Annotated in this window: 13 protein-coding genes; all 13 read right to left on the reverse strand. The window is 50.2% G+C overall.

Features of this window, described 5'->3' with window-relative positions:
• Positions 1-18: 18 nt before the first annotated feature.
• Positions 19-906, reverse strand: a complete 888-nt coding sequence (locus tag WH45_RS10190) for a fumarylacetoacetate hydrolase family protein (protein ID WP_046214246.1) — start codon at positions 904-906, stop codon at positions 19-21.
• 90 nt (positions 907-996) lie between these two features.
• Positions 997-1,308 (reverse strand): L-rhamnose mutarotase, encoded by a 312-nt coding sequence (locus WH45_RS10195; RefSeq protein ID WP_046214247.1) that lies wholly within the window; start codon positions 1,306-1,308, stop codon positions 997-999.
• A 277-nt stretch (positions 1,309-1,585) separates the two neighbouring features.
• Positions 1,586-2,482 carry an MBL fold metallo-hydrolase gene (locus WH45_RS10200; protein ID WP_046214248.1) on the reverse strand — a complete coding sequence of 299 codons (897 nt, stop codon included), beginning with the start codon at positions 2,480-2,482 and terminating at the stop codon, positions 1,586-1,588.
• A 213-nt stretch (positions 2,483-2,695) separates the two neighbouring features.
• Entirely contained in the window at positions 2,696-3,379 is a 684-nt protein-coding gene (bshB2, locus tag WH45_RS10205) for a bacillithiol biosynthesis deacetylase BshB2 (protein ID WP_046214249.1), read from the reverse strand.
• A gap of 20 nt (positions 3,380-3,399) precedes the next feature.
• Complete coding sequence (locus tag WH45_RS10210) at positions 3,400-3,747, reverse strand: YojF family protein (protein WP_046214617.1); 348 nt, start codon at positions 3,745-3,747, stop codon at positions 3,400-3,402.
• A 305-nt stretch (positions 3,748-4,052) separates the two neighbouring features.
• Positions 4,053-5,150, reverse strand: coding sequence for a rhamnogalacturonan acetylesterase (locus WH45_RS10215; protein WP_046214618.1), 1,098 nt, complete (start codon positions 5,148-5,150; stop codon positions 4,053-4,055).
• Between the two features lie 635 nt (positions 5,151-5,785).
• Positions 5,786-6,211 carry a universal stress protein gene (locus WH45_RS10220; RefSeq protein ID WP_046214250.1) on the reverse strand — a complete coding sequence of 142 codons (426 nt, stop codon included), beginning with the start codon at positions 6,209-6,211 and terminating at the stop codon, positions 5,786-5,788.
• A 21-nt stretch (positions 6,212-6,232) separates the two neighbouring features.
• The gene (locus tag WH45_RS10225; protein ID WP_052723711.1) at positions 6,233-7,324 is read right to left on the reverse strand and encodes a YhgE/Pip domain-containing protein; all 1,092 of its coding nucleotides are present in this window, start codon (positions 7,322-7,324) and stop codon (positions 6,233-6,235) included.
• Between the two features lie 99 nt (positions 7,325-7,423).
• A complete protein-coding gene (locus WH45_RS10230) occupies positions 7,424-7,855 on the reverse strand; it encodes a MarR family winged helix-turn-helix transcriptional regulator (RefSeq protein WP_052723712.1) in 432 nt (143 codons plus the stop codon).
• Positions 7,856-7,974: 119 nt separating this feature from the next.
• A complete protein-coding gene (locus tag WH45_RS10235; protein ID WP_046214251.1) occupies positions 7,975-8,226 on the reverse strand; it encodes a YolD-like family protein in 252 nt (83 codons plus the stop codon).
• Between the two features lie 335 nt (positions 8,227-8,561).
• Positions 8,562-8,990 (reverse strand): universal stress protein, encoded by a 429-nt coding sequence (locus tag WH45_RS10240; RefSeq protein ID WP_046214252.1) that lies wholly within the window; start codon positions 8,988-8,990, stop codon positions 8,562-8,564.
• 570 nt (positions 8,991-9,560) lie between these two features.
• Positions 9,561-11,519 (reverse strand): glycoside hydrolase family 127 protein, encoded by a 1,959-nt coding sequence (locus WH45_RS10245; RefSeq protein WP_046214253.1) that lies wholly within the window; start codon positions 11,517-11,519, stop codon positions 9,561-9,563.
• Between the two features lie 52 nt (positions 11,520-11,571).
• A complete protein-coding gene (locus WH45_RS10250; protein WP_046214254.1) occupies positions 11,572-12,408 on the reverse strand; it encodes a carbohydrate ABC transporter permease in 837 nt (278 codons plus the stop codon).

The following is a 12,408-nucleotide window of genomic DNA, read 5'->3' on the forward strand; positions in this document are numbered from 1 at the left end:
ATATTATTTTTGGTGATTTTAGCGGATAAATGTATTGGTCAGGCGCCCCAGTCCGTCGATCTCGATCGTCACTACATCGCCAGCGGACAGCCATCTGCGCTCATTCTCCGGCAGGCCCATAATGACACCTTCCGGTGTACCGGTCAGGATAATATCTCCCGGCTGCAGCGTCATATGCTGCGACAGATAATGGATCAGCTCATCACAGTGGAAGATCATGTCGGATGTATTGGAGTTCTGAACCTGTCGGTCATTCACATAGGCACGGATGCCCAGCTGATTCGGATCGCCCACCTCATCGGCAGTAACGAGATACGGTCCCAGCGGAGCAAATCCCGCTCCCGTCTTGCCAAGCAGCCACTGGCTGGTCCGCATCTGCAGATCACGAGCCGACAGATCGTTGGCTGCACAGTAACCAAATACATAATCCAGTGCCTGTTCCCTGCTGACGTTCTCGGCCGTCTTGCCGATGACGATGCACAGCTCCGCTTCGTAATCAAGCTGTTCGGTGACAGCAGGAATCCGAATCTCCTCCAGATGTGCCGTAACGGCATCCGAGAACTTGCTGAACACGACAGGAGTCTGCGGCTCGGGCATATTCGTCTCTGCCGCATGTTTGCGATAATTCAGTCCGATACAGATGATTTTGCCGGGCTGCGGAATGCAGGGGAGCCAGCGCACCTGGTCTTCTGCCAGCAGTTCGCCCGCGTACTCGGTCCGATGATGATGCAGCAGATGCTCGATGCTGGTATGTAACATTTCCAAGCGGACCAACTCCATCACTGTACGGGGTAGTCTTATTCCATCCGGCATGGTCTTCTCCAGTGACTGCAGCGGCAGAATTCCCTCTTCCAACCGGATACCCAGCTGATCCTGACCGCCAAACTGATAATGAACATATTTCATCACAAATACACCTCCAACATCCATGATGACATGTTGGAGGCGCTTATACAACTTTGTAAATGCCATGGATAATCGCGATTTGTGTACGTTTTACGAATGATAGTGGAATACTTCCGGGATCACTTCCGATGTCGTTCCCTCTGTATTCATAAGCAGCAGGTCGGACATGTACTGCTGCCAGCGCTGATTGGCTTCATGATCTGCCAGCTGCGCCATCGCCTGCTCATAATTCTCCACTTCCATATAGGCGAACAGCGTACCTCCATGCAGGAAGATGCTGTATGTCCGGATGCCCACTTCACCAAAAGCCTGCATCAGCTCCGGGTAAACAGCTTCATGGCGGCGTATATATTCTTCATGATCTTCCGGCCGGATATTCAGTACAAAGGATACTCGTTGCATTACCATACACTCCTCTATGATTGGATTATGTACAGCAGACGGGCATCCGGAAAAGTATAATTCTCCGGATGGTAACCTCCTGCCCTGTCTAAATTGTAAGCGTTATCTATTACAAAATCAAAGGCTGCCCGATCTTGCCGGGCAGCCTCAGCTGATTACTGCACAATTAGCAGTCTTCTTTATTTCAGTACGATTCCGATCGGATGATCACCTTCACGTTACTATTTGAAAGGACAGGTTGAATAGATGGACTTTGCTTGCTCTATTGCGTTGTACCCTACATATCGGTATGGCGGCGTTCATCATCGCCCAGCCCAGGCGCTTCATTGGTCGGATGATCGACATATTTACCATGGGATGGCTTGGCCCATTCGTCAAAGTGTGCTGCCAGTCGCGGCAGTCCTTCGGTCAGATCCGGTCCCATCATCGGCTGTCCATGCCCGGTCAGTGCATACTGCGGACGCAGCGAGGCCAGACGTTCGACCGATTCACGTGCTGCGGTCCAGTCGGTTGTCGCATATCTCGGCGGTCCACACAGTTCACGTTTCTGAATCATGCTGTCCCACAGCTTATCCTGATCAACAGTAATAAAGGCATCGCCCGCGATCAGTGTACCGTCCTCTTCACGGAACAGGGAAATCTGCCCGGGTGCATGGCCCGGCGTATGAATCCAGCGCCATTCCGACAATCCAGGCACGCTGTGATCCATCGGCAGATTATGAATATACGGCTGCAGATCCACCGGTTGATTCGGGAATACGGCAGACAGACGGGAATTGAGTCCACCTTCCACACCCGGATCATAGCTTGGATACTTGGACTTGCCGGTCAGGAAAGGCATTTCCAGCTGATGCGCATATACCGGCACATCCCACTTCTGAGCCAGCTCAACCGCTGAACCGGCGTGATCAAAATGACCATGTGTCAAAATAATCGCTGTCGGCCGCGCCCCAGTGCCAAAGCGTTCGTTGGCGACTTTGACGATCTTGTCCGCCGATTGCGGCAGTCCGGTATCAATCAGGACCCAGTCTCTCAGACTGCCCGGATTCCCGATAAATGCCACATTTACAAATTGCAGGGTCAAACCGTACACATCGGGCCGCAGTTCCACCTCATCGCCGCTTCCTACTGTTGTCATCGGAATTTTTAGATTCTTCATCGGATTCTCTGCCATCTTAATCTCCTCCTCGTTTTGTAATTGTTCTTACTCTATTCTTACCCAATATGAAGGAGAGTTAAGTAATTCAGCTAACAAAAAGCCGAATACCTCATTGGAGCAAGGTATCCGGCTGTATATTCAGCGGTTATACAATTCGATCCGGGTCTCTGCGAATCGCCCAGAGAAACGCACATCATCGCAATAACGACTTGTGTGGCTATTCTTCGATCAGGAACGCGGGAAGTCGCGGAACGTCCAGAAACGTTCACGACTGAAGCGTTCACGCAGCTCACGGTCCATCTTTTTGCTCTTGCCGAGTTCGCCCGGTGAAGGGAATTGGGAACGGTGGGCATGGATGGAATCCAGCTTGTTTTGCAGGAAATCGCCGACATCGTTCTCGGTATCCGGGAAGCCGATCTCATCCGTGCAGTTATGGGAAAAAGCAATCGTATACAGCGGAGGACGTTCCGATTCCGGAAGTCGTCCCATCGCACGTACCACTGCGGCGCCGGTAGCATCATGATCCGGATGGACACTGTAGCCCGGATAGAACGTGAACACAGCCGAAGGCTTAAGCTCGGTCAACAGATCATGGATCGCTCCATCCAGTACCACTCTGTCTTCAAACTCAATCGTCTTGTCATGAAAGCCCATCATGCGCAGATCCTGGATACCGATGGCAGCAACGGATTTCTCCAGTTCGCCCTTGCGGATACGCGGCAGGTCAACACGATTGGTAAAAGGAGGCGTCCCCATATTGCGTCCCATTTCGCCCAGTGTCAGGCAGGCGTAGGTCACCTGGCCGCCGCCAGCGATATGCTTGGCAAGCGTACCGGATAAGCTGTAGCATTCATCATCCGGATGAGGCAGGACGACGAGAACGCGTGAGTTAGCAGGAATAGTCATCATCATTGGTTTCATCTCCTCGTTCATTAAAAAGGTTCCTTGCTCAGTTGAAAGGCAACGACCAGCTTGCCCTGGGTATCATGTCCCGCCAGGATCAGCCGTTCACGGTCGCTCTCTTCGTAATGGGTTAGCCCTTCGGAGTAGACCCAGCCATGTTCGGTCTTGAGACCGACACGAAAGTGCGGCGCCTTTTCCGAAATGGAGCCGGTCGTATAGCGGATCAGCGCATTGCTGATAAAAGTTGCGGCAGGATGCTTGGTGCTGTCCATATGGGAAGCATAAGCACCTGTTGTCATTTCCAAATGAATGTACAAATCCTGATCCTGAAGATCCTGAATTCGCTGCTGGATAATAGCTGGATCAATAAGCTGCATTGCCATAGTATGATTCCTCCATCCTCTTACTCTGTTCGGTAGATCTATCGTAACAGACCTTTCCGTGAAAGGAAATGCCTGCTAACAGAGTACACGGCAGACGTTATTCAAAATAAAACACCGTTACCGCACAGATCACCAAGTACTTATTATAGTATACTATATTATTTTTAGTATGTATAAGATTCTTCAATCTCTGCAGCCATGATACCAGTAACCCATCACCTCAAAAACGCATATCGCAAAAAAATGCCTGATCACCCCTACCAAAAGCGGGTGATCAGGCATGGATACAACATCATAATCTAACGATACAATCCCTGTCTCTTCATTTCTTCTGTCAACAGACGGGCCAGCTCCAGCGCACCGGCATGGTTGGGATGAAGGCTGTCGCCGTCCATATACAATGCCAGTGTAGCTGCCGGACCAATCGATGTAAAGTACGCCGAACTGATCACATTCAGATCGATCAGCCGTACGCCTTCCTCGGCAGCCAGTGCAATGGTCGCCTGACGATACCAGCGTCCTTCTGCATTATGGACACCTGCACTGTTAAAGTCAGTCGCACGTCCCTGTGGAGTCGACAGGATCACGGTAGCGCCTTTGGATTTGACCAGTCTGACCATATCGCGCATGATTTCCTTGAATTCCGCTTCGGTCTCGTTATTTTTGGGATTGGTATCATTGATGCCCAGCTGTAAGATAAAATAGTCGCCCGGCTTGATGTACTGGAGAATCGCTTCCAGTTGCCCATCATTGCGGAAGCCCCGGGCAATCTGTCCGCCGGAGGCAAAATTACGTACCACATAGTCTGCCGGGTTGATGTACTGCTGCAGCATCTGTCCCCAGCCCCCCTGTATGCTGGTAGCCAGCGGATAATAGTTGGATACGGTCGAATCTCCACCTACATAGATGGTTGGACGGGTAACCGGATTGGTCGACAGCTGGCTAATCTCCAGCGAGCTCAGTGTAAAGGCTCCGCCTACTTTGCCTTCCGTTACGAGCAGATTGAGCTGTCCATCCCTCACCGGGATCTGAAATTCATCAGTTACATTATTGCCGGTCATATTAATAACTTGATAGACGCCTTCGGCAGCCACACTGGAGCGGCCCGTATTGCCCAGCATTACCTTGACATTGTACAACCCATTCGGCAGATCCACATTAAATGTATTGCTGCTCTTGGTGCCAAAGGTCATAAACTGAACCGCATCGCTGCCTGCACCACGCCCGGCAGCAGAGACATTGCGCATATTCGCCGGTGTGTTGAAGCCGTACCCTTTGCTGACATTATATCCGTCTTCTGCGCGTACGCCCGTATATCCCGCTTCGATGGCTCCTCCACCAAAGTCAAACTTATAACTTGTCACTGCCGCTTCGGCTGTAGACAGCGTTGGCAGCATTCCGGCCAGCAGACAGCCGGCCAGAACCAGCTTACTTAGCTTGCGCCAGCCAGTCTTCCTTGTGCCGTCCCAGCGCCTGGGCAGAGGAAATGAATTCACCCTGTCTGCAGGCAAAGTGGGCAGTCTGTCCACAGAAGATGCGTATTTTGCAAAATCGGCTCTGGCTTGTTCGGGTCTCGTTGGTTGTGATTGGGTTGGCTGTGGTCTGTTTGCTGTTTTCATAATTTCCTCCTCTTTTTGTAAGCGTATTCGGTGATACTTTTATAAGATTCGTCTATTTTGGTAAACTTCCTCTAATATGTAAGCTATTAGGTTATCGAAATAGCGAATTTCAGCATATAATATTTTGGAGGTGAAGCTGGATAGACAGCTCCGGCGATCTTCTGGATAGTACAAGGCTGTCTTGCCATCTGGCATTTTATAATTGCTGTATAAATGTAATATATCGAACAGGGATGGAGATCAGCCTTACTGTGCATACCAAAAAACCGGAAGTACCTTGTCAGGTAACTTCCGGCTGTATTAAATTTGCAGGTTGGATTTTGGATCTGCAGGTTGAATTAACGATGCATAGCAGCAGCATTAAGATAATGAATGCTGTTGTACGATATCTGTCCCGCTTGGTTTATCTTCTTTTATTTGACGATCATGACCGGGCAGCCGGCATGCTGGCTGACATAGTGGCTGACGCTGCCCAATACCCATTCCGAGAGGGTGCCGAGTCCGCGATTGCCGATAATGATCAGATCGGCTTTGCTTTCGGCCGCATATTTGACGATCTCCTGCCCGGCATGTCCCTGCAGGATCTGGATGCCGGCATCCGGCAGCGAGGCAGTCAGGGCGCGCAGATTGCGTCGAACCTGCGCTTCTTCTTCGGCAAAATAGGCTTCCAGCTCATGCGTCGGAATCATCAACGGCTGCTCTAACAGCTCGGATGACGTGGGGTCCACATAGACAATTTCAACAGCAGCCTGCTGGGCGGCAGCAAAGGCTGTGGCATGCTCCAATGCACGCTGTGCATGGGCAGAACCGTCATAAGGAACGAGAATTTTCTGATACATGGTTCAGTACTCCTCTTCGGATTAATGGCTGGCGGCCGGCTGATTCAGCGGACTTGGCGCCGGACGAGTCAATGCTGTACGCAGCACGGTAATTCCCCAGGTGATCATGGCAATTAGCAGCAGATGAATCACGAATGTAGTCACCGGGGCACCGCTGTAGATTAGACGCAGATACCCCTGAATCGCATTCGGTGCTGGCAGGAAGCTGCCGATGTGACGGTAAAAGGAAGTGAGCATCGCTGAAGGAATAATATTGCCTGCGGTCATCAGCTGGAAAGGAATCAGCGCCACATTAAACAGCGGAGCCGCATTGCCAAACAAGGCAAAACCCATCTGTGTAACAGCGATGCACGCTATATAGACGAGAATATGGAAGCCCCACATCTGCCAGAACGAAGCTGCCGTATCTGCAAACAGCATAGCTGCACCGGTAACAATAAGCGAGCCGATAATGGATACGCCCAGCAGCAGTATTTGCCTGCCCCAGAAAATCTCCCATTTGCTGCGGCTGCGCTTGAGCATCATTGATGAGAGATTCAGCTGGATATTCATCGTCATGACCCCAATATAGGTAACAAATCCGAGCACCATCGGCAGCATGGAGATAGCAAAGTTGCTGATATCATGAGTTTTGACAACTTCGGTCGTAACCACTTCCTGCTGGACAGCCGCAAAAGCCTGCTTGCCGACAACGGCAGAGATCTGCGCTGCCGAACTCTCCATTATGGACTTGGCGATATCCGAGTTGCCCTGGTTGATGTAATATACAAGTTTGCTGTTTCCCTGAACAGCAGCCTGTTCCGTAAAGTTCTCGGGAATGGAGATCACCATCATTAGTGCGCCAGCATCCATCTGCTGCTGCGCTTCTGTCAGCGTGGCATAAGGCACAATTTGGTAAGGTGCCTGCTTGCCAATCGCATCGGCAATTTGCTGGCCTGCTGCCTGATCCTCGTTAACGATCCCTACCTTAAGCTGATCGATCCGCTGTGTGGCTCCGTTATAGCCGGTCATCCAGATAATCGTAAATAATAAAGGTACAAAAACAGCAAATACCAGTCCAATCTTGGTCTGTACAATTTTCAGAAAATCCTTGCATGTGCTTAACGCGTTCATTCTATACTTCCTCTCACTCTCTTAATTCAAATATTAATAAATGCATAGCCGATAGATGGTTGTGCATTTATTTGACCAAAAAATTACCGGCTACGATATTCAGCCGGATAGACTCTTGTATATTTTATTGATGGCTTCAATAAACCGGTCACTGCCTTCATCGGTCAGTACCTGATTCACTTCTTGCTCAATCCCTCGCATCGCTGGTGTAACCTGCTCCAGCACTTCTGTACCTTTGGCGGTCAGATGTACATTCACAGCACGACGATCATTGGGATCTACCTGCCGCATAATCAGCTGCTTGTTCTCCAGACGTTCCAATGTCTTGCCGATGCTGGTCTGATCGCGCTCATGCACCTGGGCCAATACTTTCTGCGAGACGCCACCATGACTGCTGAGCTGGTGCAGCACGCCGAATTGTTCCGGGGTGATATCATAGGGCTGCAGCCGCTGAGCCGCTTTTTTCCGGTATAACAGATAGGTTCGGGACAACAGTAAGCCCAGTGGACTCTGTTCCTGATCAAAAGGCATATATATCCTCCTACATAAATACTAGCATAGCCGATAATCGACTATGCTAGTATATTCTTTCTTATTTGGTTGTGTCAAAGATTATTTTGAAAAAACGCATAAAAATAATATGCATTTTATTAATCCCTCGGATAATTGACCTGCATAATATCCATAAAAGGAATCTTGTATAGATCTTCCATCTGCTGTACATGGACCTTGCCTGTACGAGAGTCCATATTTACAATCTGACCGCGTACTGTCTCTTCCCAACCCCAGACGGTTAGAACGATCTCGGACTTTTCCCGGTACGCTTCGGTCAGCTGGTTGCCCATTTCTTCCAGAACAAATTCATCGCGTGTTGGACGCTTGGCCACTTTTGCTTTAGCCAACGAAATACCTCCCTAATCAATATGCTATATCTATTTTAACCTTATATGCTGTTATGCACAATAGTTTCAACGAAAAAATAGGAACAAATGTTCCTTTTGTGAACATACTCACGACGCTATCCAAGCCAGGATAGCCATCCCTCCCTCTTCATCTATCTTTCTTTTTACGATTCCCGTAGCAAAAAGACCGTCCATTAACCGGACGGTCGTTACAAAATCTATATTCCAGTAAATTACCATTATACTCCTGGCGTTTATTATTGGATAAGTCATTCCTTGCGGAACCGCTATTGCCGGGCCCAACATCGCCTGACTATAGTCGTCTCTGCATTTATTTACTTGATAATCATTACCGGTGCCTGGGCGCGCTGTGTCACATAACGGCTGACACTGCCCAGTACCATTTCACTCATCGTGCTGAGTCCGCGACTGCCCATGACGATCAGATCGGGTTTGGATTGCTGCGCATATTCCACGATGCCTTTGGCGGCACTGCCGTATAGAATCACGGTGCGGGCATCCGGAATCTTGGAGATCATCTCACGCAGATTGCGCCGAATCTCGTCTTCTTTATGATCGAAATAAATCTCCAGCTCGCTGGAGGTCATGATGAGAGGTTGACGCAGTTCATCTACGGTTGCTGAATCCACGTACAGAATTTCCAGCTCGGCTTCCAGACTTTGTGCAAGTGCAGCTCCGCGTTCCAACGCTTTCTGGGAATGCATGGAACCATCATAAGGGACAAGAACATGCGAGATCGCCATGGTGAACTCCTCCTTTGATATGGGCATCCTTATCCGGCATTTAGCTATTGAACCAGCAGTATAGAAATCATGCCTAATTATAATATAAATCCATTTAATACCAATTGCAAGCGTTTTCATTTGTGGGGAGGGGGAATTTTTCTTTGAAAGTGGGGGGAGCTCCCGGGGGACTGCGCTGCGGAATTGGATTAGTCTTCTGCCCCTCGTTAAGATCGGATATTTGGAATATCCGCTTTGCGGAAAATATCCGATCTTAAATAGGGCCGCTTCGCTGCTGAAGTCTAATTCCAATTCCTCCGCTTCGTGCCGGGAGCTCATCCAGCACTTTCTAGGGAAAGAATTCCCCATGGGTGGGAGGAGTAAGTTTTAGAGAGATGAGCTGGTGTGAGTACGTTGGAACTTAGGGGATAGGTTTTTTTAGTTTTTAGTTTTTTAATTTATTTTCAATTTGTTTTTGTTTTTCAATTTTTTTGTTTTTGATTTTATTCTATGATTTTTATTCTATTTGTTGGTTTGTTTACTTTTATTTCTAAAAAATGGATGGTTCGCAATGAGCTTTGTAGATGCGGGTTAGGCTTTACGTATCCAGACAGTCATGTCACCTTCGCCGCGGTTGCCCCACATGAAGTAAGGGATGGCGGTGAAGGATTGGTGCGTTTGTTCGGGGGCGTGGTCCTGGTAGAGGGACTGGCCCCAGGTTTGTTCCTGGTCTCGGATCGCGCTGCCTTCGATGATGGTGCAGCCGCCCAACAGGGCTCCGTCGAATCTAGCGGTCATTGGTTTGTCGGTCTCGATCTGCAGGGCGGCGATCAACTCGCCATTATCGGCTTGTTCGAGACAGTAGACGAGCGGACCGCGCTGCAGGGCGACTTTGCCTGCAGTGGCACGCAGCTTGGGATTGGCACGCAGGATCTGGATATCCATTTCCAGGTTCCATTCGACGATGTCGCTGGCTGACCATTCGCGCTGGATATAGACATAGCCATCGCGCAGCAGTGAAGCATAAGATACGGACTCGCCGTTGATGGTCAGGGCAGCCTGCTTGCACCAGCCGGGCAGACGCAGAGCGAGTGTGAACGATTGCGGTTGTTCCAGGGCAAAGGTGAATCGGGATGCACCATTCCATGGGTAGCCTGTCTCCTGCTGGATTTTGATATTACGATCGCCTACTGGCAGTTCGGCGGATGCCCCGACATACAGATGGGTGTAGATGGTATCTTCGTCGCTGCTGTAAATGTACTGGCCGAGCGATGTGATCAGACGGGCTACGTTGGGAGGGCAGCAGGAGCAGCCGAACCATTTCTGGCGCACTGGCTTCACATGGTGTTTGTCCGGGTTATGGTGACAGGCTGCCGGCCATACTTCCAGCGGATTTACATAGAAATAATGCTTGCCGTCCTGCGACATGCCGCCGGTGACCGTATTGTATAGTGCGCGCTCCAGCACATCCGCATATTCGCCTTTCGGCTGAATCTGCAGCATCCGATGGGCGAAAAACACCATGCCTACGGCTGCACAGGTCTCCGAATAAACCGTATCATTCGGCAGATCATAATCAATCGTAAATGCTTCACCATGATGGGTTGATCCAATCCCGCCGGTGACGTACATCTGCTTGTGCACAATATTGTTCCACAGCGTCTTGCAGGCTTCGTACAGACTCTGATCACCGGTCTGTCCGGCCAGATCTGCCATGGCGGTGTACATATAGACAGCCCGTACCGCGTGACCGACGGCAACCTGCTGTTCACGAACCGGCACATGGGCCTGGCTGTAAGCGAGATCGATCCGATCGGTTTTGCCGACAAAGAAATTGATACGATCCCTGCTCTCCCACTCCTGCTCCAGGAAGTTCGGCTGCTGACCGCGCTCATCAATGAAAAACTGGCTCAGACGCAGGTACTTCTCTTCCCCTGTCAGACGGTACAGCTTGACCAGTGCCAGCTCGATCTCCTGGTGACCGTCGTAACCGCGCAGCTTGCCTTCTTCCGGCCCGAATACGGTGTCTATGTAATCCGCCAGACGGCATACCACATCTAGCAGTTGGCGTTTGCCTGTCGCCTGATAATACGCTACTCCCGCTTCGATCATATGACCGGCGGTATACAGTTCGTGACAATCTGCCAGATTGGTCCAGCGCTTGTCCGGTTCCTTGATGGTAAAGTACGTATTCAGATAGCCATCCTCTCCCTGTGCTTCCGATACGAGCTGGATCACTTCATCGGTAATACGCTCCAGTTCGGGATCGGGATGCGTCATCAGGGAATAGCCGACAGCCTCAATCCATTTGGCGACATCGGTATCCTGGAATACGAATCCGTGGAATTCTCCTTGTGTCCGCCCGGCAGCAATTTCAAAGTTTTTGATCGCATGACTGGGCTCTGCATCGGCAATCCGGTCATGCAGTGCGTCGTACTGATAGGGGATGACGACTTCGCGGACAAGCTTGTCATAGCCGGACCAGAACTCGTCCTGAATATGAACTTCTTTGGGGCTGACAGTATGCAGCAGTTCTTTTGATTTTTCCATGGGAATGCTCCTTTGTTCTTTGATTGGTATTTTCTTCAAACTTCCATTTGCCTTAGCCCTTGATCCCTGTCAGGGCAATACCTTCCATTAGATAGCGCTGGAAGATCATGAACAGCAGAATCGCAGGCAAGACGATAATCAGCGAGGCTGCCATCAGTACTCCCCACTGGGCGGTGTACATGCCCTGGAACTGCTGGAGACCGATGGCAAGAGTGAATTTGCTTTCATCATTGAGATAGACGAGCGGTCCCATAAAGTCATTCCATGTGTTCAGGAAAGTGAATAACCCGATAACGAGCACGGCTGAACGGGACAGCGGCAGGATGATCCGGGTAAAGATGGTAAAGTGATTGCCTCCATCAACGAATACGGCTTCATCCAGCTCTCTCGGCAGTGTCATATAGAACTGCCGCAGCAGGAAGATATTGAACACTCCTCCACCGAAAAAGGCAGGTACGATCAGCGGGGCATACGTATTGATCAGACCGAGGGACTGCCAGCCGATAAAGGTAGGAATCAGGGTGACCGCAAATGGCAGCATCATGCTCGTCAGCAGAACCGCAAATACCTTATCCCTGCCGACCCATTTCATCCGGGAAAAGCTGTAGGCGGCAATCGTACTCGACAGCAGCGTACCAATCAGCGTACCGACCACAATAATCAGTGTATTGATAAAGTAACGTCCAAACGGCAGCTGCTCGAACGGCTCGATAAAATTGCGCAGTACGAACGGCTCGGGAATCCATTTCGGCGGCATCTCAAAAATCTGGGCCAGATCCATCATGGAGCTGCGGACGAGCCAGTAAAAAGGAAACAGGCACAGTAGTGAGCCCAGGATCAGTACAGCATACAGCAGTACACGCTGCCAGCGGAAAGTTCGTGTCGTCAT

The sequence above is a fragment of the Paenibacillus wulumuqiensis genome (genome assembly GCF_000971965.1).
GTDB classification, from domain to species: domain Bacteria; phylum Bacillota; class Bacilli; order Paenibacillales; family Paenibacillaceae; genus Saccharibacillus; species Saccharibacillus wulumuqiensis.